The organism is Acinetobacter sp. 24-47-64, from assembly GCF_057737055.1.
Genome location: NZ_CM173215.1, coordinates 2,784,397 through 2,810,990, shown reverse-complemented (window position 1 = coordinate 2,810,990; position 26,594 = coordinate 2,784,397). Strand labels below are relative to the sequence as shown.

Here is a 26,594-nt window from a genome sequence, read left to right as displayed (position 1 = left end):
ATGAATGTCGATTACATTTCAACAAATCTACGCTGTAGATCATCCAGCAGAATGGATGCAACAAGCATTTAATGGCTTCCAGTTGGATAGTCGTAAAGTTGAAGCGGGACAAGTGTTTATTGCTTTGACCAGTCTTTCTCAACCTGAAAAAACTGCAGAATATGCACAGAAGGCACTGGATCTTGGTGCTTTGGCTATTATTTCAGAACAAGATTTAGGTTTAACGCCAAGTTTGATCGTTCCGAATGTGCGTATGCTCATGGGACAATGGCAGAAAGATTATTTGCAACAGACACAGCCAGTAAATCCACTTCGAGTATTGGCTGTCACGGGAACCAATGGTAAAACGACCATTTCAAGGCTTGTTGCAGAGCTATTGGTGTTAAGCAAACACCCATGCGCGGTGATGGGGACGACAGGGAATGGGATTTTACCTCACCTTGAAGCATCTACACATACCACGTTAGATGCGTTGCATATGCAAAATCAATTGCATACTTATGTTCAGCAGGGAGCTGAGTTTGCTGCTATTGAAGCAAGCTCCCATGGTCTTGAACAGGGGCGTCTCAATGGAACGGCAATTGAAATTGCAGCTTACAGTAATTTAAGTCGCGATCATTTGGATTATCACAAGACTTTAGAGGCCTATGCAGAAGCTAAATCACGCTTATTTCAGTTTGAGAGTCTTAAAGTTGCAATCATCAATATCGATGATGCTTACGCAAATATCATGCTTAAAGCGGCGGAGCAAAATTCAGCAAAACCTAAAATTTTGACTTACTCCACCACTCGACCCGCGGATTACCGTGTTGAAGAGATTCAATATAGTTTAGACGGTGTTCATTTTAAATTGGTGACCAAGACCCAAAGCTATTTAGTGCATAGTCCGTTATTGGGTCATTTTAATATTGAAAATGTGGTTGCGAGCTTAATCTCTGTTGAACAGGCAGGTTTAGATTTATCTCAGTTAGTCGCTTTAGTTCCTCAGCTAAAAGGCGCGCCAGGGCGTATGCAAGTATTGCGTGATCAAGATCGTTTGTTTGTCGTGGATTATGCGCACACTCCTGATGCATTAATTCAGGTTCTTCAAACATTAAAACGTCATGTTTCACAGCAATTATGGGCTGTGTTTGGGTGCGGTGGTGATCGTGATCGCGGTAAACGACCATTAATGACACAGGCTGCTTTAGATCATGCAGATGTTGTATTGCTCACCTCAGATAATCCACGTACTGAAAACCCAGAACAAATTTTTGCTGACATGAAGGCTGGAATTGAATTTTCGAACAGAGAGGTTCATGAAATTCATGATCGTCGTGAAGCGATTAAGTTTGTAGTGAAAACAGCAAAAGCAGGTGACATTGTTGTGATTGCAGGCAAAGGCCACGAAAATTATCAAGAGATTGATGGTGTTCGTCATTGGTTTGATGATGTGGTAGAAGTCCAAGCAGCCATTAAAGGTCAGCATGCGACTGAGCCAGCATCTTATCCAGCAGACTAAGGAATCATTATGCACACATCTACTACAAGTACTGCGACACTTGTCCCATGGACTTTGTCTGATCTTGTTGCTGCAACTCAAGGGTATTGGTTGAATGATAAAAAACCGACTGGAGAAGTAAAGCGTATTTTGACAGACTCACGTCATGCGGAGTCGGGGGATGCTTTTTTAGCCCTGAAAGGTGAGCGTTTTGATGCGCATGAGTTTGTTCAACAAGTGGCTGAAAGAGGCTGTCAGATTGCGATTGTTGAGCGGCCTTTAGACATTGATATTTGTCAGTTGGTGGTAACAGATACGAGATTAGCATTAGGTATGCTTGGTGCATTTCGTCGCGCTCAACATGCGCAATTAAAAGTTATCGCACTGACTGGTAGTAGCGGCAAAACCACGACTAAAGAAATGCTTGGTAGTATTCTTGCTCGCAAAGCACCGACATTGATCACGCGAGGTAATCTCAATAATGATCTGGGTGTGCCTATGATGCTATTGGAGCTTCGACCAGATCATGAATATGCAGTGATGGAGCTCGGAGCAAGTCATCAAGGAGAAATTGACTATACCTCGAAGCTCGTTCAACCTCATGTTGCGGGTATTATTAATATTGGTACAGCTCATCTTGGTGAGTTCGGTGGGCGTGACGGAATTTGTAAAGCTAAATCTGAAATCTATAGTCATGTTTCAGAAACTTCGATCGTGCCAGCAGCTGATGATTATATAGACCAGATCCGTCAAAGTGTAAAAACAATAAAAATCTTAAGTTTTGGAGAAGGTGGCGATGTCTATGCTTCAGATATTCAGCTGAATCCACAAAGTGCACAATTTAAATTGCATACGCCTGTAGGTGTCCAACCCGTGGATTTACCTTTTGCTGGTGAGCATAATGTTCAAAATGCTTTGGCAGCTGCTGCATTTGCATTGTCATTAAATATCAGCTTGGATGATATTGTCACGGGTTTAGAACAAGCTGTGGGTGCAAAGGGGCGTTTGAATTTTATTCAAAAAAATGATTTTTTATTTATCGATGATACATACAATGCCAATCCGACGTCGATGCGTGCAGCGGGTGAAGTGCTTGCACAGCAAGAAGGTATTCGTGTCATGGTGATTGGGGATATTGGTGAGTTAGGTCCGACTGCTGCTCAACAACATTATTTACTCGGGCGAGATTTGGTTTCGATTCGCGGACTCAACTTTGTTGTTGCTGTCGGTGAGTTTGCACCAGCAACACAGGAAGGCGCACGTAGTACTCAGTACGGGAAAAAGTTACAAGCTTTCCTCAATCAAGAGCAAGCTCTACCATTTTTAATTAGTCTAATCGAAACACATCAACCGCAAAAAATGAGTTTCTTATTCAAAGGTTCTCGTTATACCCATATGGAAACGTTGATGGCAGATTTGATGGAGAAACTCTAAATGCTGTTATGGTTATTTGAACAACTTTCCGGCTATCACAGCTCGTTCCAAGTGGTTCGTTATTTAACATTACGTGCGCTGCTCAGTGTCTTGACAGCACTCACGATAGGCCTAGTTCTTGGTCCTGTTATGATCCGTAAGTTACAAGCTTTAAAATATGGCCAAGCGGTAAGTTCTTTCGCTCCGGAAAACCATGCCAAAAAAATGGGAACACCAACCATGGGTGGTCTCCTTATTTTGCTTTCTATTGGGATTTCAACTTTACTTTGGGCAGACCTTTCAAACCCTTATGTTTGGATTGTGCTTGGCGTGATGGTGATATTTGGTGCCGTAGGTTGGGCGGATGACTGGATTAAAATCCGTTATAAAGACAATGCAGGTTTGCCAGCACGTAAGAAGTTTTTTTGGACATCTGTCGCTTCTCTAGGTGCAGGGATATCACTCTACGTAATTGCGACTCAGCAAACTAATCCTGTACACACTGCGAATATGTTGGATTTGCTGATCCCTTTCTTTAAAGATCTTACAATTCCTTTATCGGTAATCCCTTTAGGGATCGGCTATATTATATTTACTTATTTAGTGATTAATGGTGCGTCTAATGCGGTTAACCTGACTGACGGTTTAGATGGTCTTGCAATTATGCCAATTGTATTGGTTGCGGCGGGCTTAGGGGTATTTGCTTATCTGGCGGGTGATGTTCGTTTTGCAAATTATTTACATATTCCCTATGTGAAATATTCATCTGAACTCGTTGTTATTTGTGCTGCAATGATAGGTGCAGGTTTAGCATTCCTTTGGTATAACGCGCATCCTGCACAAGTATTTATGGGGGATGTTGGTGCCTTGTCGCTTGGAGCGATGTTGGGAACTATTGCGGTGATGGTACGTCAGGAAATTGTATTTGCAATTATGGCGGGTGTATTTGTAGTCGAAGCAGTCTCTGTATTCTTACAAATCGGTTCGCTTCGTATGCGAAATAAACGTGTTTTCCTTATGGCGCCGTTACATCATCACTATGAAAAGAAAGGATGGCGTGAAACACAGGTGGTCATCCGTTTCTGGATTATCACAATTATGCTAGTAGTTTTAGGTCTAATGACCTTAAAATTGCGCTAAGCAAGAATCAAATGAGATCAAGTCGGCTTATGCCGACTTTTTTTCATCGCTAAAATTTTTTGGAGAAAATGATGAATCTGTTGATGTGTCCTGTTTGTCGCGAGGCATTGGCACTTGAGGGGAAAACATGGCGCTGCAAGAGTAATCATAGTTACGATATTGCAAAGCAAGGTTATGTGAATTTGCATGTCGTACAGCATAAACATAGTAAAAATCCAGGGGATACCCCTGAGTCTGTTCAAGCTAGACGGTCGTTTTTATCAGCGGGATTTTATGCGCCATTACAGCAAGCTGTCGTTGCTAAAATCCGAGAATTACGTATTGAAAATCTTTTAGATATTGGTTGCGGTGAAGGATATTACACCAATGCAATGGAAGCTGAAGCGATACAAGTTGTGGGGGTGGATATTGCTAAAACTGCAGTTCAGGTAGCAGCAAAATTAAATCAAAATGTCACTTGGGTTGTGGGTACGGGGGCTGTGTTGCCTGTTTTAAGCGAGACTATCGATTTATGTACCAGTTTATTTAGTCCTATTCCCGAGGCGGAAATATTACGTGTATTAAAACCATCGGGGTATTTAATGGTTGTTACCCCAGGTCCACAACATTTATATAAAATGCGAGAAGCACTATTTGAAGAAGTAAAGGCACATGAGCCACATAAATTTGTAGCACAGTTGAGCAAGCACTTTGAGTTAATTGATGAAAGCTTAATTCAGGCACCATTGGTGTTGAACCAAAATGACCTAAAGTGTCTTATCGCAATGACGCCATATGCTTATAAGGCCAAACCTGAACGGCGTGACCAATTAGAGCAAGTTGAAAAATTTGAACTGAGTGCAGAGTTTCAGATCTATATTTTAAAAAAGAAAAGTTAAAAGAAGCCCTCTTTTAGAGGGCTTTATTTTGGTTATTGAACTTGATTAATCAAATTTTCGATTGAATCTCGTTTAACTTGTGGTGTTGAATTCATATCCGGTGGTGTCGACGACGTCGGCGTTAACGGTTGATCGTTATCTGGTAGATCATCAAAATCGCGATCATTCGTTGGTGCTACCACTGGAGCAGGGCGATAAATTGGACGAGCTAAAGGTGGAGTTTTATCTTTTTGCTCATGGTTTAATGTATGTACACGACCACGTTGTTCTCGAGTTAAAGGAGCTTTTGCATTTTTATCTAAACTTACCCAAGCATATGGTGTATTGGCAAGAGACTTCTCCATAAAGTCACTCCAAATTGGAAGAGCAGCGATACCCCCATATTCACGACGACCTAGTGTAGTTGGTTGGTCGAAACCTACCCATGAAACTGCGACTAAATTGCCGTTAAAGCCAGCGAACCAAGCATCTTTTGCATCATTAGTTGTTCCTGTTTTACCTCCTAAATCACCACGACCAATTTTTAATGCTGCGCGACCAGTACCATGCTGAATTACGTCTCGTAAAATATTCGCCATATCAAATGCTGAGCTGGATTTTAAAATTCGATGTGCTTGACGATATTGGCTACGCTCTTCATCAGTTAAAGTGGGTTGCTTATCCTCTAAAGACTGATTGGTAACTTCAATAATTTCGTCGTCTGGTGTTGTTGCTTCAGCAGAGGTTGTATCTTGCTTCTGAGATTTAATACATGAAATACATGCGTATTCTGGATTGGCTTGATAAATCACTTTGCCGTAAGCATCCTCAATACGGCTAATGAAGTGAGGTTGCACGCGGAAACCGCCATTGGCAATTGCGGCATAGCCTGTTGCCATTTGCACAGGGAGTACTTGAGGTGTTCCTAATGCAATCGTGTAGTTACGTGGAATCTGATCTTCCTGCAAACCAAAATCCATAAACAATTGGCGAGTACGTTCTAGACCGACTGTTTGTAAAAGGCGAACAGAGACAGTATTACGTGACAAATATAAAGCCCGACGTAATGGAATCATCCCCAGATAGCGCCCATCAGAATTGCGTGGTGACCATTTACCAATGGTAATGGGATTATCACTAACCATGGTATGCGGCGTCATACCTCGTTCAAGTGCAAGCGAGTAGACAAATGGTTTGATAATAGAGCCAGGTTGACGCCAACCTTGCAGTGCACGGTTAAATTTCGATTGATAAAAATTATATCCACCAACGATCGCGACAATGGAACCATCATTTGGGTTAAGTGCAATTAACTGACCTTGTACACGAGGCACCTGTACCAAGGACCACATACTACGATTTTGATTTGGACGTAGACGAACAATATCTTTGACTTTTACAATTTGTGAGGCATTGCTCGGTGCACCACCCACACTATTGGCATTGCGATAGCGTCTCGCCCAAGACATGCCAGACCAAGGAACAGTGACTGATGAACCATCTTGTAAAGTTGCTTCAAAAGAATTACTTAAAACTTTAGTGACTTTAGCAGGGTAGGTGTTTGCAAATGGCACAAAATCTTTTAAGGGTTTGTCATGAGCTTCTGGGCCACGCCAGCCATGACGACGGTCATAATTTTCTAAACCAACACGAACTGCTTCTTCGGCAAAGGCTTGACGATTGTAATCAATAGTGGTGTAAACCTTATATCCTGAATCGATCGCGAGATCGCCAAATTTTTTGACGAGTTCAGAACGAACCATTTCACCGACATAAGGGAATTTATTGTTAATACCGCGATCAGGCATGTCCAAAGCGATAGGCTCTGATACTGCATCTTCATATTCAATTTGACTGATATAACCCAACTGTAGCATACGACCTAAAATCCAATTGCGACGTTCTAACGCACGTTCAGGATTGGCCACAGGATTATACTTAGAGGGTGCTTTAGGTAATCCTGCAATCATTGCCATTTGGGCAATTGAAAGATCGTCTAAATTCTTGTTGTAATAAATTTTTGCTGCTGCGGCAATACCATAGGCATTTTTACCGAGGAAAATTTTATTGACGTAGAGAGTTAGAATTTCTTCTTTTGATAATTTTTGTTCAATTTTACGTGCTAAGAAAATTTCGGTGAGTTTGCGCTTGAGAGTTCGTTCTGGTGTTAAATAATAGTTTTTAGCCACCTGCATGGTAATTGTAGAACCACCAGTTTGAATGTCAGAACCCGTGATCGATTCACTGACTGCGCGTCCTAAACTTTTAAAACTAATACCGCTATGCTCAAAAAAAGAAGAGTCTTCTGCAGCTAAAAAAGCATGAATAAAATCTTGTGGGATTTGCTCATATTCAACTGGAACAGAAAGTTTGCCACCATATTCTGCGATTAATTGGTTATCTGCTGTATAAACTTGCAGCGGTTTTAATAATGGAGCCTTCTTAAAAGCAGTCATCTCTGGCAAAGATGGTGCAATATAGAGATACATTCCATAAAAACCCATTGGAATTGTGACTAAGATAATGATAATCAGCAAAAAAAAAGGGTGAATCTGTCCACAACAAGATAGCTTTTTCATAACAAGTAAGTTTTAATAGGTGCTAAAGGCAAACTAATAGAAGGTCAGTATAGCTTCTCATTTAACAGAATGTTAGTTGAGTTATTATATCCGCAAAAAAATTAGACCAAGTGTAGTTAGTTTGTATTGTGCTGTTGTTGGGGACAAAAAAATAATAGGAATTGCATTGTGCTTAGACTATATCGTAAGCCAAATAAGGGGTTAGTGGGGGTAGATGTTAGTTCGACCTCTGTTAAGCTATTAGAGCTATCAGTTAAAAACGGTCGCTATTGGGTTGAAAGTTACGGGTTAAGTCCATTGGTTGATGGGAGTGTTGTTGAAAAAAACATCCTCAATCAGGATAACGTGGCTGATGCTTTAGAGCGCGCGATTAATATTGCAAATCCGCAATCAACGAATGCTGCTTTTGCAGTGCCTACGTCTATGGTGATTCACAAGGTCATCGAGATGGATGCCGACATGAGCGATGATGAGCGTGAAGTTCAGATTCGTATGGATGCTGAGCAATATATACCATTCCCACTTGACGAAGTCAGTTTAGACTTTGAAGTTCTTCCTGAGCGATTAAACAATCCAAACAGAGTGAACGTTTTACTCGTTGCGACACGTACTGAAAACGTGGACTCTCGTATTGAAGTATTGGATTTGGTCGGGCTTACCCCAAAAGTTGCCGATGTTGAAAGCTATGCACTGGAACGTAGTTTTGAAGTCTTTGCAGATACATTGCCGATTGGTGCAAATCTTGTTGGTGTTCTTGATATTGGTCATACCATGACGACTTTATCAGTTATGCAAAATGGCAAAATTATTTACACGCGCGAACAAGTGTTTGGCGGTAAGCAATTGACTCAAGATGTGCAAAATCGTTATGGCTTATCTTATGATGAAGCTGGGCGTGCTAAAAAAGACAACACCTTACCAGATGACTTTGAAACAGAAGTTTTAATGCCATTCCTTGATGCAGTGATTCAACAAGCAGCGCGTTCATTACAGTTCTTTTTCTCTTCTTCTCAATTTAACGAGATTGATCATATTTTATTGGCGGGTGGTAATGCCAATATCCCAGGTCTTGCAAAAATGATGCAACAAAAATTGGGATATCGTGTCACTATTGCTAATCCATTTTTACAAATGGGCTTTTCTCCTCAAATCGACCTGAAAAAAATAGAAAATGATGCACCATCATTATTGGTGGCGTGTGGCTTGGCATTGAGGAGTTTTGATTAATGGCTAAAATTAATTTACTCCCTTGGCGCGAAGAGCTAAGAGAACAGCGAAAAAAGCAATTTGTTTATATCTGTATCGCAGTAGTATTACTTGCGATTTTATCGGTTTTAGCAGCTTGGTTCTTCTTGAATCATAAATTGCAAGACCAAGAACAAGCAAACCAACTTATTGTAAGCACCAATCAAAGTTTAGACGTTCAATTAAAATCCTTGGAAGGATTGCAAGAACGTCGAAATGCAGTGATTGAGCGGATGAAACTGATTCAAGGTCTTGAAGGTCAACGACCTGTTACTGTGCGTTTAGTAGATGAATTGGTACGTGTTGTTCCTGAAACGGTGTATCTGACGAAATTTACCCGTACTGGTAATAAATTTACCATCGAAGGTAAAGCAGAAAGTCCGAATGCGGTAGCAGAGTTATTACGTGGTTTAGAAGCTTCCCAGTGGTACCGAAATGCATTTATGAATTCATTCTTGGCTGCGCCAGAAGTGAAGGAAAAAGCACCAAGTTCGGTAATCCCTCGAGTTGAAGAGTCATACGGTACATTTATCGTGACTGTCGACTTGGGTGCAATTGCTCAACCGACATCAGAGATGGACGCGAATAATGTGGGAGGTGCACCATGAGTCGTAATGATTTAAATGACTTTGATTCAGATGTCACTGCACCAAAAAAGAAGTCCATGACTGTTGAAAAGTTCTTTCAGCAATTTAATACTTTGGACTCCAATAACTACGGTAGTTGGCCACTGTCTGTAAAAATTACCTGTTGGATTTTTATTTTCCTATTTGTTTGTGCTATTGGTTACTTTTTGGTGATTAAACCAAAACTTGAATCCATTGATCTTGCTAAAGCACAAGAGGCAAATTTACTGACAGAGTTTAAAGAAAAGGATTCTAAGCTCCGTAATTTGCAGCAATACCAAGCACAGTTGCAACAAATGGAAATGAATTTCAATGAGCAATTACAACAATTGCCAAAAGAAACAGAAATTCCAAGTTTAGTTGAGGACATCAACTTAACAGGTGTGAATTCAGGGCTCAAATTTAAAAATATCCGTCTCGAAAATGAAGTGGCTCAAGAATTCTTTATTGAGCAGCCAATTTCGATAGAAACGACAGGTGATTATCATTCATTTGGGCGTTTTGTGAGTGGAATTGCGTCTTTACCGCGTATCGTAACCTTACATGATTTTGTGATTACAGCGACGCCAAGTACAGATAAAAAATCTGATATTCCACTGATCAATTATTCATTAAAAGCCAAAACATATCGTTATGTTGCATCGACTGAAGATACGGTAGGTTCAGCGGTTGTTCCACCAGCTGATATGCCAGCAGGAGGACAATAATGAAATCATTTAAGCTTTTGTGCGGATTAGTTATTGCAGCGACTATGGTGGGATGTGATTCGCGTATTGATGCGGTCAATCAAGAAATGGCGAATATTCGTAGCCAACCACCTTTACCGATAGAACCGGCACCTGTATTTAATCCAGTTCCAAATTTTCTTTACTCGGCGCATCAACTTCGAAGTCCATTCTTGCCAAACTCATTGGCAACAGAGCTAAGAATCATGTCGGGTAAACGTGTTTATCCTAATTTTAATCGTCAACCACAGCCTTTAGAAAGCTATGCATTGGAAACGTTAAACTTTAAAGGAAGTTTAAAACGTAACAATGGACAGATTCTCGCTTTGATTCAAACCCCTGATGGTGAGATTGAGCGTGTGCAACGTGGTAATTACATGGGGATGAACCAAGGGCGCATCGTGAAGATAACGCCGACTCAAATCGATCTGATTGAAATTGTTTCAGATGGTCGAGATGGTTATATCGAAAGACCGAGAAGCTTAGTGTTGCTTGGGCCTGTTGGTTAAGACGAGTTAAGGAATAACAATGAAAAAGAGTATGCAAAATTTTTGGGGTGGGGATCGACAGTATATGAACCGTTTTCTTCGTCAATTCGCTATGACCACTGTTTCTATAGCTGTTATGCAGGCAGCGGCGGCTAAAACTACGATGACCAATATTGTGCCTTTGCAGGTGCCAGGTCAAGGAACAGAAATCCGTGTCATGTTTAACGGATTACCTCCACAGCCACAGTCGTATCAATTGGAAAATCCATCTCGACTGGTTTTGGATTTTATGCAGGCAGGTCAAACACTGGCGAATACTAAAATACCTGTGTCGACCACTGAAGCAAACTCAGTTGAAGTCATTTCTAATGATCAGCGTTCACGGTTAACTGTCAATTTAACGCAGAAGGGGAGCTACACGACACGTGTTGAAGGCAATACCTTTATTTTAAAAATAAATAATCCAAACTCTGCGAAAGTGGCAACACCAGCGGCGCCAGTGGTTACACAAGCCAAAGCAGCAGAACCAGCGCCTAAAACAAGTGTTTTAAAGCCAGTCATACGTCCTAATCTGACGAATAACGTTACACCTGTTGCGGCTACAACTGTGGCAACGACACCTGTAACGCCAACACCTGTGATTCCTGTTGCAGCACAGCAGGTATTGAAACCAACTGCACCAACGCCTACGGTTTTAAGACCTGCCGCTCCACCTGCACCAGTGGTTCGTCAGCAAGTTGCAGCACCTGTACCACCTCCAGTAGCTCCTGTTTATCAGCAGCCTGTTGCGTATACACCACCAGCACCTGTCGCTTATCAAGCAGTACAACAAGGACTGCAAGATATTGGTTTTGAGCGCGGTAGTGCAGGTGAGGGACAAGTTGTACTGAATTTAAAAACAGCAGATACACCAGTAGATGTACAACAGCAAGGTAGCAAAGTTGTGGTGCGTTTCCTCGGTAACAAAATTCCATCGCATTTGGTGCGCCGTTTAAACGTTAATGATTTTGCCACGCCAGTCTCTACAGTAGACGCTTATAATGATAAGTCGAATGGTGTAATTTCCATTCAGTCGAGTGGTAGCTTTGAATATATGGCTTATCAAACAGATGGTAAGTTAACGATCAGTCTAAAACGCCCAGAAGAGAAAAAAGGCTTAAGCAGCCAAAATCGTACACCGAAATATACAGGTAATAAGATTTCTCTCGACTTCCAAGACATTGAAGTGCGCCGCGTATTACAATTGTTGGCTGATTTTACCGGCATTAATATGGTGACTTCGGATTCAGTTCAAGGGAATATTACATTACGCTTAAAAGATGTGCCTTGGGATCAAGCGCTTGATATTGTAATGAAAACCAAGAACTTGGATAAGCGTCGCAACGGAAACGTGATTTGGATTGCACCTGTTCCAGAATTGATTAAAGCCGAAGAAGAAGAGGCGAAAGCCATTGCACAAAGTGTGAAGTTGGCACCATTGCAAACCGAATATATTCAATTGAGCTATGCCAAAGTTGAAGATATTGAAAAGTTGATTACTGAAGGTCGTAACAGCCGTTCATCTAATGGTAATAATACAAATTCAACAACTGACCCATTGGGGGACAGTGTCGGGTCATTATTAAGTCCACGTGGTACAGTTTCAATTGATCCACGTACCAATACATTGATCATTAACGATACAGTTCAAAAAATTGATCAAATTCGCAAGATGATTGATTTACTGGATGTTTCTGTAAAACAAGTCATGATCGAAGCTCGTATTGTACGCGCGACAACAGATTTCACCAAAGAAATGGGTGTGAAATGGGGTGTAGTATCGAAAGGTGTTGCAACCAATAATGATCTTTTGGTTGGTGGTAGTGATCAAACGCTGTGGGATTTAAAATCACCAAGTGAGGATGGTCGTTATAATATTCAACGTCCTGATAACTTAAATGTGGATTTAGGTGTGGCTGGGGCTGCAGGTAAAATTGCATTTGGTTTAATCAATATGTCTGATTTTATGCTGGACCTTGAGTTGTCGGCACTACAAGCTGATGGCTACGGTGAAGTTATTTCTACCCCAAAAGTTCTCACTGCTGATAAGCAACAAGCGAAAGTTGCTTCAGGTCAGGAAATCCCTTACCAAACCACTGAAACTGCAGGTGGTGCTGCAACGGCGACGACTTCCTTTAAAGAAGCGTTGTTAAGCTTAGAGGTAACACCAAGTATTACGCCTGATGGTAAAATTCAAATGAAATTGAACATTACCAGTGATTCACCAGCAGGTTATGCACAGAATGGGGAAATCATTTTGAATAAAAATCAAATTGATACCAATGTGCTTGTGAATAACGGTGAAACTGTGGTGCTAGGTGGTATTTTCGAGCAAGAAACGATTTTTAACCAAACCAAGGTGCCTTTCTTTGGTGATATTCCTGCTGTTGGTCGTCTATTCCGTAAAGACAGTAAAACAGAGAATAAGCGTGAGTTATTAATCTTTGTGACACCAAGAATTGTTAATGACAGGCAAACTAGAAACAATTAATATAGTTTCAATGAAAGCAATTCAATAGGTGACTCCTTGCCAAGCAAAGAGTTTGAAACCCTACCGAATATTTATTTGGTAGGGCCCATGGGAGCTGGTAAAACAACCGTTGGTCGACATCTTGCAGATTTACTTCATCGAGAGTTTCTTGATAGTGATCATGAGATAGAAAGAAAAACTGGGGCGACCATCCCATGGATTTTTGAGAAAGAGGGTGAACAGGGATTCAGACATCGTGAATCACTGGTAATTGATGATTTAACATCAAAACAAAATTTAGTTGTTGCGACGGGTGGCGGTGCAGTTACTCAGTCGATTAATCGATCTTATCTAAAAGATCGAGGTATTGTGATTTATCTTTATACTCCCGTAGAAATACAACTTCAAAGAACCTACCGTGATAAAAATCGACCTTTATTACAAGTCGAAAATCCTGAACAGAAATTACGTGAATTATTGAATATTCGTGATCCGCTGTATCGTGAAGTTGCACATCATATTATTGAAACGAATCAAGGTGCTGCGCGTGATTTGGCACAACGTATTCTTAATGTGATTGTCGCAAAAGAATTGAATTAAATTTGTTTTATTGGCTTATAACATCATGCAAACCTTATTCGTTGAACTCGGTGAACGCCGTTATCCTATTTTCATTGGTAGTGATTTAGATCCGCAACAATTACTTGAACCCTATATTCATGGGCAACAGGTCATGATTGTCACCAATGAAACGGTTAAACCGTTGTATTTAAATCACTATGTATCAGCTGTGGAAGGTTTAGGTAAAAAAGTTGAGACATGTGTTCTACCTGATGGTGAATGTTATAAAAATATTGAACATTTGAATTTAATTTTTGATGCCTTGCTTGAGGCAGGATTTAACCGAGATTGTACAGTGCTTGCCTTGGGTGGAGGGGTGATTGGTGACATGGCTGGATTTGCATCAGCTTGTTTCCAACGCGGAGTGTATTTTATTCAAGTCCCGACTACGCTGCTATCGCAAGTCGATTCGAGCGTTGGCGGTAAAACTGGAATCAACCACTCATTAGGCAAAAACATGATTGGCGCATTCCAGCAGCCACAGGTCGTACTTGCGGATATGGCGCAACTTAAAACATTGCCTGAGCGTGAGTTATCAGCAGGTTTGGCTGAAGTCATTAAGTATGCCCTATTAGGAGATGTTGATTTTCTTGCATGGCTTGAGGAAAACATGGATGGTCTCGTTGCACAACATCCAGAATTACTTGCTGAAGCAGTGTACCGCTCTTGTGCACACAAAGCGCGAATTGTGGCCAATGACGAGAAAGAACAGGGTGAGCGTGCATTACTGAATTTAGGTCATACCTTTGGACATGCGATTGAATCTTATCTGGGATATGGTGAGTGGTTACATGGTGAGGCTGTGGCGACGGGAATGGTGATGGCGGCAGATTTATCTTATTTAATGGGGTGGATCACAGAAGCTGACCTTGAACGTACAAAAATTATCATTCAACGTGCGAAATTACCGATAAAATGTCCTCAAATTCCACTTGATGAATTTTTGGCATATATGTCTCATGACAAAAAAGTCCTGAATGGTCAATTACGTTTAGTGCTCTTGAAGTCGCTAGGGCAAGCAGTAATTACCAAAGAGTTTGATGTGGAATTAATGAAACAAGCGATTTTACGTAATCAAGCATAATCTTAGGTTTTCTCATGACGGTACGCCACTCATCCCCACGCACAGCGCAACAATATATTTGGTTGATCGGTGGCATACTGTTTTTAGTCGCATCTTTTGTATTCTGGATTTTGACTGATAGCAAAGAGTTGGTTACTCAGTCTAAGCAAATTGAAGAAACTCAAGTCCAGATTCAACCTGAAAAGGTGGCAGCAACAAATTATTTGGGCGGGCTGACTGATCAAGTGCGACCTTTGGAATTAACTGCGCGTAAAGTGGCTTCAGGAAACCATTTGCCTGAATTTAGAGGCACAAAGTTTATTCAAGACAATAAAAATAATTATTTTATCGAACTATTTCGCGTTACCAATGAAGATGTAATTAAAAGTTTTCTTAATAAGCAAACTGATCGTAAACCATACATTTATTTTCGTTTGAGTGGTGAGGATCAAGTTGAACAGTACATTTTGGGTTATGGGCTGTTTATGGGGGAAGGTGCTGCCAAGACAACTTTAAATGGATTGGATTTAAAGTTACCACCTTCTGTAGCGCCTAAAGTTGCTGGCTTTAATCAGTTTGTGGGTCAAGTCAATGACATGGGTTCTGAAGAACTAACAACTGCAAAATTATACGAAATTAAATTACGACCTGCAGCGGTACCATTGATTGATGAGTCATTGCTGGTTCGTCCTAAGCCAACCCCTGTGGCTGATCCTGCTAAGGCAACAACCAATGTGACTATTACAAGAAAAGATCAGTCAGGAAATGTGGTTGATGTGAGACGTTCGCAATCGAATGTTGACCCTATTTCGAGCGATAATTCAAAGAATAATACGGATAAACGGAATCAAGAGGCTCAAATTAGTGATCCATTTAATTAAAATGGTATAAAATGGCGCAAAATTAAACGAAAGCATAATAAATTTGCACATCATTGGTGCGATAAAGTGGTTCTAATTTGGTGCCTTTTCGGTTAATAATGACAAAATAATTGAAATAAAACGCTTGCACGGAATAAATAAATATTGGCATAGATTTTGCTTTATTGGTGCACTGATTAAGTAAATTGTCCCTATTTTGGAGCGAAGACCTTAATTTAGTGTGCGATTTAGTCAAATTGATCTGCTTTAAATGAGTGCAAATCGTCTCGTACATTTGTGAAATTAAATCAGAAAAGACGTTCAATAACGAAAGACATACAGAATCATGTCTTTGTTTTATAAAGAAATCGTATTTGAAGAATAGATAAGTTTTGCCCAATGAGGGCCATGTTGAAGAAGGGTACGCTATGCACATGCCATCGCCTAATACTGTAGCTCCCGCTAAAGGTCTATACCAACCGGATGAGTTTAAAGATAACTGTGGTTTCGGATTAATCGCCCATATGCAAGGTGATGCAAGTCATGACTTGGTCAAGACCGCGATTCATAGTTTAAGTTGTATGACGCACCGCGGTGGTATTGCTGCAGATGGTAAGACGGGTGATGGATGTGGTCTACTGTTGGCTATGCCTAAGCAATTCTTCCGTGAAGAAGCAAAACGTTTAAGTGATATTACACTCAGTGAAATTTTTGCAGTAGGTACAGTTTTTCTTAGCCTAGATCCTGCAATTGCTGCACATGCAAAACAAGTGCTGACTAAAGAAATCGAATCAGAAGGTTTGCGTGTAATTGCATGGCGCTTAGTGCCAACCAATAATGAAGCATTAGGCTCAATTGCGATGCAGTCTTTGCCAGCTTTTGAACAAGTAATTGTTAACTGTCCAATGGGTGTTGAAGAAGTTGAGTTTAACCGTAAGTTATTCTTGGCTCGACGTCGTGCTGAACAAAAATTAAGTCAAGATAGTTCATTCTACGTTACAACACTTTGTTCAACTGTGATCTCTTATAAAGGCTTAATGATGCCTGAAGCGATTGCAGATTTTTATACAGATTTAGCTGATCCACGTTTGGAATCTCACATTGTGGTGTTCCATCAGCGTTTTTCAACCAATACATTACCGCGTTGGCCATTGGCACAACCTTTCCGTTACTTAGCGCACAATGGTGAAATTAATACCATTACAGCAAACCGTAACTGGGCGATGGCACGTACACCAAAGTTTGAAAACCCGCTCTTACCAGGTTTAACCGAGCTTAACCCAATCGTAAACCGTACTGGCTCTGACTCTTCAAGTTTAGACAACATGCTCGAGATCTTGGTTGGTGGAGGTATGGATTTATTCCGTGCACTACGCATGCTCGTTCCACCAGCATGGCAAAACGTTGAAACTTTAGATGCTGATTTGCGTGCATTCTATGAGTTTAACTCTAAACATATGGAAGCATGGGATGGGCCAGCAGGTCTTGTGATTCAAGATGGTCGCCATGCGATTTGTATGCTGGATCGTAATGGTTTACGTCCTGCACGTTGGGTAATTACTAAGAATGGTTACATCACACTTGCATCAGAAATTGGTGTCTGGGGTTATGAACCAGAAGATGTGGTCTCTAAAGGTCGTGTTGGACCAGGTCAGATCTTAGTCATTGACACTTTCACTGGTAAATTGCTGGATACTAAAGACGTCAGTAATCATCTGAAAAAAATGCGTCCTTATCGTCAATGGTTGCGTGAAAATTCAGTGCGTATCCAAGGCAGCCCAGAGCTAGAAGAATATCTATGTGATCAAGGCTTAAAAGGCGATGCTTTAAAAGCGGCACAAAAAATGTTTATGGTGACATTTGAAGAGCGAGATCAGTTATTACGTCCAATCGCTGAAAGTGGTCAAGAAGCGGTAGGTTCGATGGGCGATGATACGCCGATGGCAGTATTGTCTCGTCAAGTACGCCATGTAACAGATTACTTCCGTCAACAATTTGCTCAGGTAACTAACCCACCAATCGATCCATTACGTGAATCGATCGTAATGTCTTTAGAAACATGTTTGGGTCGTGAACAAAATGTATTTGAACAAGGTCCAGAGCATGCGGATCGATTAATTATTTCAAGTCCTGTACTGTCAAACTCTAAAATGCATCAAATTCGCACTTTAGGTCGTAAGGGCTACGAGATTGCAGATATTGATCTAAACTATGCAGAGACTGAAGGTCTAGAAGCCGCGATTACACGTATTTGTGAAGAAGCAGCGCAAGCAATTCGTGATGGCAAAACCCTATTGGTGATTTCTGATAAGAAAATCCGTGAAGGGTTCTTACCAGCTAATGCAGCGATGGTAACGGGTGCTATCCACCATTACCTCATCCATGCAGGTTTACGTACAGATGCAAACATTATTGTTGAAACAGCTTTAGCGCGTGATCCACACCAATTTGCCGTAATGCTTGGCTTTGGCGCAACAGCAATTTACCCATATCTTGCATATGACGTCATTAATGATTTAATTGCGAAAGGTGAGTTGTTAGGTGATCCGATTCATGCACAAGCGAATTTCCGTAAAGGGATCGAAAAAGGATTGCTGAAAGTCCTTTCAAAAATGGGTATTTCGACTGTTGCTTCATATCGTGGTGGACAATTATTTGAAGCTGTCGGTTTATCTGAAGAAGTTGTTAATAAATGCTTCACAGGTGTTCCAAGCCGTATTAAAGGTGCAACTTTTGTTGATCTTGAAAATGATTTGAAAAAATTAGCAGAAACCGCTTGGAAATCACGTAAGCCAATTGAGCAAGGTGGTTTGCTGAAATTTGTATTTGATAAGGAATATCACGCTTTTAATCCTGATGTAATTAATGCTCTACATAAATCTGTACGTTCTGGGAAATATGAAGATTTCAAAGAATATGCTGAGCTTGTAAATAATCGTCCAGTGGCAACCATTCGTGATTTATTTAAACTCAAAACAGAAAATTCAATTCCACTGGATCAAGTTGAATCTGTAGAAGCGATTCTTCCGCGTTTTGACTCTGCAGGGATGTCTTTAGGGGCATTATCACCAGAAGCACATGAAGCGATTGCCATTGCAATGAATACAATTGGTGGTCGTTCGAACTCAGGTGAGGGTGGTGAAGATCCAGCGCGTTACGGCACAATCCGGAACTCAAAAATCAAACAAATCGCATCAGGTCGTTTTGGTGTAACGCCTGCTTACTTAACTTCTGCAGAAGTACTGCAAATTAAAGTGGCACAAGGTGCAAAACCGGGTGAAGGTGGTCAGTTGCCAGGTGGTAAAGTGAATGGCTTAATTGCACGTTTACGCTACTCTGTACCGGGTGTGACATTAATTTCTCCACCACCGCACCACGATATTTATTCAATCGAAGATTTATCGCAGTTAATTTTTGATTTAAAACAAGTTAACCCTCAAGCGATGGTCTCTGTAAAACTGGTATCTGAGCCAGGTGTGGGGACGATTGCTGCGGGTGTTGCAAAAGCCTATGCTGACTTTATTACCATCTCTGGTTATGACGGTGGTACAGCAGCATCGCCATTGTCTTCGATTCATCATGCGGGTTCGCCATGGGAGCTTGGTCTTTCTGAAGCGCATCAAGCCCTTCGTGTAAATGATTTGCGTGGTAAAGTTCGCGTTCAAACGGATGGTGGTTTAAAAACGGGTCTAGATGTCGTGAAAGCAGCTATTTTAGGTGCGGAAAGCTTCGGTTTTGGTTCTACACCAATGATTGCGTTGGGTTGTAAATACCTCCGTATCTGCCACTTAAATAACTGTGCGACTGGTGTAGCGACTCAGCAAGATCATTTGCGTCAAGAGCACTATATCGGCGAACCACAAATGCTCATTAACTTCTTCACCTTTATTGCAGAAGAAACACGTGAGTGGTTGGCTGCATTAGGTGTATCAAGTTTGAAAGACTTGATTGGTCGTACCGACTTACTAGAAATGCTACCTGGTGAAACAGATAAGCACGCTCACCTAGATTTAAGTGCTTTACTTGAATCACATCCAGCTGCTGAAGGCAAAGCTCAATATTGCGAAGTCGAAGGAAATGCACCATTTGATAAAGGTGTTTTGGCTGAGTCTATGATTGCAGAAATATTGCCTGCGATTGAAGCTGGTACAGGTGGTGAATACAGTTTTAGCATTGGTAACTGTGACCGTTCTATTGGGGCACGTGTTTCAGGCGAGATCGCTCGTCGCTATGGTAACTTAAGTATGGAAGCACACCCTGTTAAAGTGAATTTGACAGGTACTGCTGGACAATCACTTGGTGTATGGAATGCGGGTGGTCTGCATATCAAGCTTGAAGGTGATGCGAATGACTATGTGGGTAAAGGTATGGCGGGTGGTCGTATCTCAATTTTCCCACCGAAGGGTTCTCCATTCCAAACACAAGAAACAGCGATCATTGGTAACACATGTTTATATGGTGCAACAGGCGGTAAATTATTTGCTGCAGGTACAGCTGGTGAACGTTTTGCTGTTCGTAACTCAGGTGCGTTTGCGGTGATTGAGGGTGCTGGAGATCACTGTTGTGAATATATGACAGGTGGTATTGTGACGGTACTGGGTAAAGTTGGTCATAACTTCGGTGCAGGTATGACAGGTGGTTTTGCTTATGTACTTGATTTAGATAATGACTTTGTTGATCATTATAACCACGAGTTGATCGAGCTTAATCGTATTTCGACCGAATCAATGGAAGAACATAAAGAGTTCTTAAGCCGCATTTTAGATGAGCATATTAAGGAAACTGGTAGTGCTTGGGCGTACAAGATCCGTAACGAGTTTGATTTCTACAGCCGTAAATTCTGGTTGGTGAAACCAAAAGCTGCAAACTTGCAGACTTTATTAAAAACAACTCAAGCTGATCCTCAATAATTCCACTACTGCAGATATATAGGCAGATGCAGCTGAACTAACAATAGACTGCATCTACCCACGGAGAGAGACATGGCAGAACGCCTTAATAATGACTTTCAATTCCTGGATGTCGCACGCCAAGATCCAGAGAAAAAAGATCTCAACGTCCGCAAAGCTGAGTTTGTGGAAATTTATAAACCCTTTACAGCTGAAGTTGCGAAAAACCAAACACATCGCTGTTTAGGTTGTGGTAACCCTTACTGTGAATGGAAATGTCCAGTACATAACTATATTCCAAACTGGTTAAAACTGATTGCTGAAGGTCGTATTTTTCAAGCAGCAGAGCTTTGCCACCAAACCAATACTCTACCGGAGGTGTGTGGTCGAGTTTGTCCTCAAGACCGTTTGTGTGAAGGTGCATGTACACTAAATGATGGGTTTGGTGCGGTGACCATTGGAAATGCTGAAAAGTATATTAATGATACGGCATTTGCATTGGGCTGGCGTCCTGACATGTCTCATGTCAAATGGACAGATAAAAAAGTCGCGATTATTGGTGCAGGCCCTGCAGGTCTAGGTTGTGCGGACATTTTGGTGCGCAATGGTGTTAAACCTGTCGTATTTGATAAGCGCCCAGAAATAGGTGGTTTGCTGACCTTTGGTATCCCTGAGTTTAAGATGGAAAAGGACGTGATGAAACGTCGTCGTGAAATCTTTACAGGCATGGGGATTGAATTCCGTTTAAATACAGAAATTGGCACAGACATCACCATTGATCAATTGCTTGCTGATTATGACGCTGTCTTCATGGGTATGGGAACATACACATACATGAAAGGTGGTTTCGCAGGTGAAGATTTGGAAGGTGTTTATGATGCCCTTGATTTCTTAATTGCCAATGTGAATCGTTGCCAAGGTTGGGAAAAAGATCCTTCAGAATTTATCAGTGTGGAAGGTAAGAAAGTTATTGTACTCGGTGGCGGTGATACTGCTATGGACTGTAACCGTACTTCAATCCGCCAAGGTGCAACATCTGTCACTTGTGCATACCGCCGCGATGAAGAAAACATGCCAGGTTCACGCCGTGAAGTTAAAAATGCGCGAGAAGAAGGTGTTGAATTTCAGTTCAATCGTCAGCCGATCGAAATCGTGGGTGAGAATGGAAAGGTCACAGGTGTTAAATTTGTGACGACTCAACTCAGTGAGCCTGATAGTCGTGGTCGTCGCAGTCCTGAACCGATCCCAGGTTCAGAGGAAATCTTACCTGCTGATGCAGTGCTGTTGGCCTTTGGTTTCCGTACAAGCCCTGCAGAATGGTTTAATGATGTAAGTATTAATTTAGATGGTTCAGGTCGTGTCGTTGCTCCTGAGCATCAACAATACAAGTTCCAAACTTCTAATCCGAAAATCTTTGCCGGTGGAGATATGGTGCGTGGTTCTGACTTGGTCGTAACTGCGATTTGGGAAGGACGTCAGGCTGCTGAAGGTATTTTAGATTATCTTGATGTTTAAACGAAAACATGCCTTACAAAAAATCCTACTTCGGTAGGATTTTTCATTTATATGCATGACTTGTTTGACAATCTCTTGTTGAATATTCAAAAGTATCCAATTCAAGAACTATCTTAAGAATCATGTAATTAAATTAAAAAAGAGAATGGAGTTGTAATTTAATTTGCGACTTTATTGGCAAAAAATATAATTTATTTGTCTGTGTGGTTATTTTTGCAATATTAAATCTGATTTATTCTGACAGTATGAATAAGAAATGCTATATCCATATAGGCTCTAAAATGACAACTACACAAATCGCCAAAGATAAATCTTATTTAAATCGTCCAAAAGCGATTGGGATTACCGTACGACGTTTAAATTATAATCCTAAAGCCATTCGACGCCATTTTTTCGCGAATTCTCCAGTCATGTCACATTTGTTGACAGCACTTTCTTCTACCTTTCCAATTGGTGAACAATTTTTTGTTCATAGTGTTCGTAATGTACGAGATAAAGTGAAAGATGAAAAATTACAAGCGCAGATTGCAGCCTTTATTGGTCAAGAGGCGATGCATTCAAAAGCACATGCGGAATTTAATGACGCTTGGCGCCGTGATGATTATCAACTTGATAACTTTCAAGCATGGTTAGCGCGACGCGATGAATTTATTCGTACTACCCATCCAAAATTGCAGTTAGCAATTACCTGTGCTTTTGAGCATTTTACAGCGTTATTGGGTGGTTATATTCTTCGTCATCCTGAAGTGCTGTCGACCTTAGATGAAGATGCAACTAAGCTTTGGGTGTGGCATGCAATTGAGGAAATCGAGCATCGAGCAGTTGCATTTGATGTCTACCAAGCGGTATATAAAGATACCAAAGTGCGCCGCAATATTATGCGTAGCGTAACCACAGGTTTTGCGAGTCTTACCTTTTATTCAGCAACTCGATTATTTTGGCAAGATCGTCGAAAAAGCTTACCGAAGGTCAGTGGAAACTTATATGGTATTTACTTAATTTCTAAAATGATGATCGAACTAATTCCAGAATATCTATCATATTACAAAGAGGATTTTCATCCTTCTGAAATTGACTATACGGATATCGTGAATCATTGGAAGGCCAAATTAGCTGAAGAATATCAAGTGGAAGGCTTCCAAGAGCATTCCCAACCTGTACGGTATAGCTAATAAAAAACCTAGCGAAAGCTAGGTTTTTTATTACTTAGATGAATCTTGATTAAACTGACGCATTCTTCTTTGGCGCTGCCAAGGGAGGGGGCGGTCGAGTGCTTCAGGAACATCACCTGATGTAGAGCGTAAACGTAAATGTAATGCAGCTTGTGCAATTAAATTTGCCGATACAGGCGCCGTAATAAAGGCAAGTAATGTAATCAGTAGTTCAGCAAACCCTAAGCGACTATGAAAGGCTGAATAAATCATAGCTGCTATTAAAAAACTACCTAAGCCTAATGTGCTCGACTTTGTAGGGGCATGCAGACGCATGAAAAGGTCAGGCAATTTCACCATTCCAATTCCACCTACAAGTGTAAAAAAGGCACCATTGATCAGGAAGAAGGAAACTAAGATTTCCATAATCAGCTGAATATTCATAGTTTTCTCCTAGTCCACCACATGGCCTGTCGTAAAATAGCGAGCTAATGCTGCTGTCGATACGAAACCGAGCATGGCTACCAATAGTGCACCTTCAAATAAAGAGGTGCTAGCCCAATAAATTCCTAGAACCACAACTAAACACGTAGCATTCAGAAATAAAGTATCTAATGCAAGTAGTCGATCAACCATTGAAGGACCGATTACAAGACGGATTAGACAGAGCAACATTGAAATCGTAATTCCAATTAAGCTAATTCCCAATACATAAGGAAGAATGATCATTGAGAATCTCCTTGCTGTTTTACATGGAAAATTGCGATGAGAGGCGCTTCGTAGCGCTGTTTGATTTCTAAAATATCAGCCTCTGGATTGTCTGTATTAATCGAGTGAACAAGAATATCTCCACGTTCTTGGTCGATTCCAGCACTGACTGTACCAGGAGTAGTCGTAATGATCATTGCCAGTAAACTGTTTACTTGGTCATGATCCGTATCTAGAGGTACCCGATACCACTTAGGGTGTAGACGATCAGTAGGTCCTAGAACTTGTTTAGCAACACGAATATTACTGATGATAATGTCCCATAACACAACAAAAACCAGTTTAACTGCTAAATCCCAATGAATATTGGGTGTACGAACGATAAAAGGTTGTACTAGCTTAGGAATGACTAAACCAATAAGAATAGCAACCAATATATCAAACAACGCTGCGCTGTTAGCCAACATCAGCCAACTGATAGCCACGATAACTGAAACAAAAGGATGTGGCATGATTCGATCAAATAGAGAGCTCTTTTGTATCATTTACTGCTCCATCGGTTGAAGCTTAGATTGGGCTTCTTCAGGTTGTCGCTGGTTCAATTCTTGTTCTTTGATTTGACGGCGCTTGAACTCTGAGATGTGTTCGCCCTCAAGTGATTTTTCACTTATAACATGTGGAATATAATGTGCATTTGGGTCTGCAAACTCTCCGCCGTATTTTGTTTCTGGAAGATAATTGGGATCAAATGGTTGTACACTAATTACTTCACCACGTTCATCCATTTTTAAAACAGCAGTAATATATTGTTCTGAATCATTTAACTGATTTGCAGTTTGTTGAATATACTGTGTGACTGGATGAGCAAATATCACATAAGCGATTAAACTTATAATAAAGACAAAAATTGTGGTGTCATTACGTGGAGGTGCCTTGCTTGGTAACTTTTGATATTCATGATAAGACTCTTGATTAGGGTCATTTTCTGGTACAGTTGAACGCCATAAAATAACGAATCCTAAACGAGTGAAAGCTATGATACTAAGCAAGCTCACAATCAGAATGACAATAATAATGAGCAATTGATAGCTAGATACAGAGGCCGCTTGAAGGATAAATACTTTTCCAAAGAATCCACTGAAGGGTGGAAGCCCTGCCATCATGAGTGCAATAATGAAGAAGCAAATCGAAACTAGCGTCTGCTGTTTCATGATTGGTGCGATTTTTAGATGATCTTTGAATGCACCACGCTGCGAAGTAATCCAACCGCATAGCAAGTAGAATGCAGCGGTAATAATCGTACTATGCACGAGGTAATATAGCGCTGCAGCCCAAGCATCTGCAGTCATCAGAGAAAGGGCGATTGCAATCGTTCCTATAGACGATAGGATCATGAAACCAACAAAACGACGCATTCGCTCTGCACCAATCGCACCAATTACACCATAAATAGTCGTAATTAAACCAATTGGAAGCAGCCAAGTGCTGAGAATTTCTCGCGAAAGCTCATCGGTGAATACGGTTCCATTCACACGTAAAATGGCATAGATACCCACTTTGGTCATGATGGTGAATAATGCGGCTACAGGGGTCGTGGCGACGGCATAAGTTTTAGGTAGCCATAGTCCGACAGGGAGGATTGCAGCCTTGATACCAAAGACTACAAACAGCATTAATCCGCCTGCAACTGCCATATTGTACTGATCACCTTCAAGTGTACGTACAATTCGACCCACATCAGCCATATTCAGGCTACCAGTATTACCATAAATCATCCCTAAGCCAATCAAAAAGAATGCAGACGCTAATAGGTTGATCGTTACATAGTGAATACCAAGTTGGAAACGTGCTTTGCCTTGACCATGTAGAAGCAATACATATGAAGCCATCAATAGCACTTCAAAGAAAACAAACAAGTTAAATAAGTCGCCTGTTAGAAATGCACCACATAATCCCATGAGTAAAAAATGGCTCATTGCATGGAAATAGCGTCCACGTTCATCCCATTCTTTACTTGCAAACCAAATAATTGGTGTCGCAAGAGCATAGGTGAGCACGAGCATAAAGGCTGCCAAACGATCTACTACAAGTACAATGCCAAAAGGAGCTGACCACTCGCTTAAACTATACACATAGATCTGACCAGAGTTCGCCTGAATTAAGTAAATGATTGCAGTCGCTAAACCAAGAAAAACCGATGTTAAACTGATTCCACGACGCCAAGGTTGACGCCAGTCATGCGCTAAAGATCCGGAACCTGGATTACCCAATAGCACTAAAATAAATGCAGTAAATGTCGGAATTAAAATACTTAAAATTGGCGAGTGGGTGAGCCATAAATCATAAAAATTCATCATTAAGGCTCATCCTCTCTTGGGTCTGTATTGATTATTTCTTCTTTAGAGTCAACATGATCAGTACCCGATTCATAACGACTTCTCAATGCTAGTTGCACGATAAAAGCAGTTGTGGCAAAACCGATTACAATTGCCGTTAATACAAGTGCTTGAGGTAATGGATCTGTAACTTGAGTGGCATTGGTTAAAATCGCAGGTGAATTTAATTGAATCCGCCCCATTGCAAAGAGAAATAAATTGACTGCATACCCTATCATGGCCAAGCCTAGTACCACAGGGAAAGTGCGGGCACGTAAAATCAGATAAATACCAGTGGCAACCAATAATCCAATAGCGGAGGCGAGTAAAAATTCTAAACTAATCATTCT

The 26,594-nt window shown here is 41.0% G+C and carries 20 protein-coding genes and 2 pseudogenes; 16 read left to right on the top strand and 6 right to left on the bottom strand.

The genetic code is table 11. The features are described from left to right. The first annotated feature begins 4 nt into the window (after positions 1-4). From AC1M85_RS13345 to AC1M85_RS13330, 4 genes are all read left to right on the top strand, one after another. A complete protein-coding gene (locus AC1M85_RS13345; RefSeq protein WP_481590424.1) occupies positions 5-1,501 on the top strand; it encodes a UDP-N-acetylmuramoyl-L-alanyl-D-glutamate--2,6-diaminopimelate ligase in 1,497 nt (498 codons plus the stop codon). A 9-nt stretch (positions 1,502-1,510) separates the two neighbouring features. Beyond that, entirely contained in the window at positions 1,511-2,914 is a 1,404-nt protein-coding gene (locus tag AC1M85_RS13340; protein ID WP_488213229.1) for a UDP-N-acetylmuramoyl-tripeptide--D-alanyl-D-alanine ligase, read from the top strand. Continuing rightward, positions 2,915-4,033, top strand: coding sequence for a phospho-N-acetylmuramoyl-pentapeptide-transferase (gene mraY, locus AC1M85_RS13335; protein WP_488213228.1), 1,119 nt, complete (start codon positions 2,915-2,917; stop codon positions 4,031-4,033). Positions 4,034-4,104: 71 nt separating this feature from the next. Continuing rightward, complete coding sequence (locus AC1M85_RS13330) at positions 4,105-4,911, top strand: putative RNA methyltransferase (RefSeq protein ID WP_488213227.1); 807 nt, start codon at positions 4,105-4,107, stop codon at positions 4,909-4,911. Positions 4,912-4,943: 32 nt separating this feature from the next. Here the strand turns inward: AC1M85_RS13330 and ponA are convergent, their stop codons facing one another. Continuing rightward, entirely contained in the window at positions 4,944-7,469 is a 2,526-nt protein-coding gene (gene ponA, locus AC1M85_RS13325) for a penicillin-binding protein PBP1a (RefSeq protein WP_488213226.1), read from the bottom strand. A gap of 168 nt (positions 7,470-7,637) precedes the next feature. Here ponA and AC1M85_RS13320 point away from each other — a divergent pair, with 168 nt between their 5' ends. From AC1M85_RS13320 to AC1M85_RS13265, 12 genes and pseudogenes are all read left to right on the top strand, one after another. After that, positions 7,638-8,696 (top strand): pilus assembly protein PilM, encoded by a 1,059-nt coding sequence (locus AC1M85_RS13320; protein ID WP_035263966.1) that lies wholly within the window; start codon positions 7,638-7,640, stop codon positions 8,694-8,696. Next, positions 8,696-9,322 carry a PilN domain-containing protein gene (locus tag AC1M85_RS13315; protein ID WP_035263969.1) on the top strand — a complete coding sequence of 209 codons (627 nt, stop codon included), beginning with the start codon at positions 8,696-8,698 and terminating at the stop codon, positions 9,320-9,322. The genes AC1M85_RS13320 and AC1M85_RS13315 overlap by 1 nt, the downstream gene beginning before the upstream one ends. After that, positions 9,319-10,047 (top strand): type IV pilus inner membrane component PilO, encoded by a 729-nt coding sequence (locus tag AC1M85_RS13310; protein WP_035263971.1) that lies wholly within the window; start codon positions 9,319-9,321, stop codon positions 10,045-10,047. Before AC1M85_RS13315 ends, AC1M85_RS13310 begins: the two co-directional genes overlap by 4 nt. Next, on the top strand, positions 10,047-10,574 hold the full coding sequence (locus AC1M85_RS13305) for a pilus assembly protein PilP (RefSeq protein ID WP_035263973.1): 528 nt from the start codon (positions 10,047-10,049) through the stop codon (positions 10,572-10,574). Before AC1M85_RS13310 ends, AC1M85_RS13305 begins: the two co-directional genes overlap by 1 nt. Before the next feature lie 19 nt (positions 10,575-10,593). Continuing rightward, positions 10,594-10,944, top strand: a pseudogene (locus AC1M85_RS13300) (type IV pilus secretin PilQ); the annotation flags it as partial. Between the two features lie 408 nt (positions 10,945-11,352). Beyond that, positions 11,353-13,083 (top strand): annotated as a pseudogene (locus tag AC1M85_RS13295) (type IV pilus secretin PilQ); the annotation flags it as partial. Between the two features lie 36 nt (positions 13,084-13,119). After that, positions 13,120-13,662 (top strand): shikimate kinase AroK, encoded by a 543-nt coding sequence (gene aroK, locus AC1M85_RS13290; RefSeq protein ID WP_035263975.1) that lies wholly within the window; start codon positions 13,120-13,122, stop codon positions 13,660-13,662. 25 nt (positions 13,663-13,687) lie between these two features. Next, positions 13,688-14,767: a 3-dehydroquinate synthase gene (aroB, locus tag AC1M85_RS13285; RefSeq protein ID WP_035263978.1), complete on the top strand. Its 1,080-nt coding sequence runs from the start codon at positions 13,688-13,690 to the stop codon at positions 14,765-14,767. Between the two features lie 14 nt (positions 14,768-14,781). Next, the gene (locus AC1M85_RS13280; protein WP_035263987.1) at positions 14,782-15,627 is read left to right on the top strand and encodes a hypothetical protein; all 846 of its coding nucleotides are present in this window, start codon (positions 14,782-14,784) and stop codon (positions 15,625-15,627) included. A gap of 413 nt (positions 15,628-16,040) precedes the next feature. Next, positions 16,041-20,516, top strand: coding sequence for a glutamate synthase large subunit (gltB, locus tag AC1M85_RS13275; protein ID WP_171076729.1), 4,476 nt, complete (start codon positions 16,041-16,043; stop codon positions 20,514-20,516). A 72-nt stretch (positions 20,517-20,588) separates the two neighbouring features. After that, positions 20,589-22,010 carry an FAD-dependent oxidoreductase gene (locus AC1M85_RS13270; RefSeq protein ID WP_035263992.1) on the top strand — a complete coding sequence of 474 codons (1,422 nt, stop codon included), beginning with the start codon at positions 20,589-20,591 and terminating at the stop codon, positions 22,008-22,010. Positions 22,011-22,291: 281 nt separating this feature from the next. Then, positions 22,292-23,182, top strand: a complete 891-nt coding sequence (locus AC1M85_RS13265) for a metal-dependent hydrolase (protein ID WP_488213225.1) — start codon at positions 22,292-22,294, stop codon at positions 23,180-23,182. 30 nt (positions 23,183-23,212) lie between these two features. Here AC1M85_RS13265 and AC1M85_RS13260 read toward each other — a convergent pair whose 3' ends face one another. Genes AC1M85_RS13260 through AC1M85_RS13240 form a run of 5 tightly spaced genes read right to left on the bottom strand, consistent with a single transcriptional unit; the run spans position 23,213 to position 26,591 of the window. Next, on the bottom strand, positions 23,213-23,599 hold the full coding sequence (locus AC1M85_RS13260; protein WP_092767413.1) for a Na+/H+ antiporter subunit G: 387 nt from the start codon (positions 23,597-23,599) through the stop codon (positions 23,213-23,215). 15 nt (positions 23,600-23,614) lie between these two features. Continuing rightward, the gene (locus AC1M85_RS13255) at positions 23,615-23,890 is read right to left on the bottom strand and encodes a monovalent cation/H+ antiporter subunit F (RefSeq protein WP_092767266.1); all 276 of its coding nucleotides are present in this window, start codon (positions 23,888-23,890) and stop codon (positions 23,615-23,617) included. Further along, positions 23,887-24,411, bottom strand: a complete 525-nt coding sequence (locus AC1M85_RS13250) for a Na+/H+ antiporter subunit E (RefSeq protein WP_416224323.1) — start codon at positions 24,409-24,411, stop codon at positions 23,887-23,889. The genes AC1M85_RS13255 and AC1M85_RS13250 overlap by 4 nt, the downstream gene beginning before the upstream one ends. Positions 24,412-24,414: 3 nt before the next feature. Beyond that, on the bottom strand, positions 24,415-26,226 hold the full coding sequence (locus tag AC1M85_RS13245; RefSeq protein ID WP_488213224.1) for a monovalent cation/H+ antiporter subunit D: 1,812 nt from the start codon (positions 26,224-26,226) through the stop codon (positions 24,415-24,417). Continuing rightward, positions 26,226-26,591, bottom strand: a complete 366-nt coding sequence (locus AC1M85_RS13240; RefSeq protein ID WP_092767259.1) for a Na+/H+ antiporter subunit C — start codon at positions 26,589-26,591, stop codon at positions 26,226-26,228. Before AC1M85_RS13240 ends, AC1M85_RS13245 begins: the two co-directional genes overlap by 1 nt. Between the last annotated feature and the right edge of the window lie 3 nt (positions 26,592-26,594).

Excerpts from the sequence above, each read along its gene's own strand:
- AC1M85_RS13345 (WP_481590424.1), top strand. The coding sequence starts at position 5 with ATGTCGATTACATTTCAACAAATCTACGCTGTAGATCATCCAGCAGAA.
- AC1M85_RS13340 (WP_488213229.1), top strand. The coding sequence starts at position 1,511 with ATGCACACATCTACTACAAGTACTGCGACACTTGTCCCATGGACTTTG.
- mraY (WP_488213228.1), top strand. The coding sequence starts at position 2,915 with ATGCTGTTATGGTTATTTGAACAACTTTCCGGCTATCACAGCTCGTTC.
- AC1M85_RS13330 (WP_488213227.1), top strand. The coding sequence starts at position 4,105 with ATGAATCTGTTGATGTGTCCTGTTTGTCGCGAGGCATTGGCACTTGAG.
- ponA (WP_488213226.1), bottom strand. The coding sequence starts at position 7,469 with ATGAAAAAGCTATCTTGTTGTGGACAGATTCACCCTTTTTTTTTGCTG.
- AC1M85_RS13315 (WP_035263969.1), top strand. The coding sequence starts at position 8,696 with ATGGCTAAAATTAATTTACTCCCTTGGCGCGAAGAGCTAAGAGAACAG.
- AC1M85_RS13310 (WP_035263971.1), top strand. The coding sequence starts at position 9,319 with ATGAGTCGTAATGATTTAAATGACTTTGATTCAGATGTCACTGCACCA.
- AC1M85_RS13305 (WP_035263973.1), top strand. The coding sequence starts at position 10,047 with ATGAAATCATTTAAGCTTTTGTGCGGATTAGTTATTGCAGCGACTATG.
- aroB (WP_035263978.1), top strand. The coding sequence starts at position 13,688 with ATGCAAACCTTATTCGTTGAACTCGGTGAACGCCGTTATCCTATTTTC.
- AC1M85_RS13280 (WP_035263987.1), top strand. The coding sequence starts at position 14,782 with ATGACGGTACGCCACTCATCCCCACGCACAGCGCAACAATATATTTGG.
- gltB (WP_171076729.1), top strand. The coding sequence starts at position 16,041 with ATGCCATCGCCTAATACTGTAGCTCCCGCTAAAGGTCTATACCAACCG.
- AC1M85_RS13270 (WP_035263992.1), top strand. The coding sequence starts at position 20,589 with ATGGCAGAACGCCTTAATAATGACTTTCAATTCCTGGATGTCGCACGC.
- AC1M85_RS13265 (WP_488213225.1), top strand. The coding sequence starts at position 22,292 with ATGACAACTACACAAATCGCCAAAGATAAATCTTATTTAAATCGTCCA.
- AC1M85_RS13255 (WP_092767266.1), bottom strand. The coding sequence starts at position 23,890 with ATGATCATTCTTCCTTATGTATTGGGAATTAGCTTAATTGGAATTACG.
- AC1M85_RS13245 (WP_488213224.1), bottom strand. The coding sequence starts at position 26,226 with ATGATGAATTTTTATGATTTATGGCTCACCCACTCGCCAATTTTAAGT.
- AC1M85_RS13240 (WP_092767259.1), bottom strand. The coding sequence starts at position 26,591 with ATGATTAGTTTAGAATTTTTACTCGCCTCCGCTATTGGATTATTGGTT.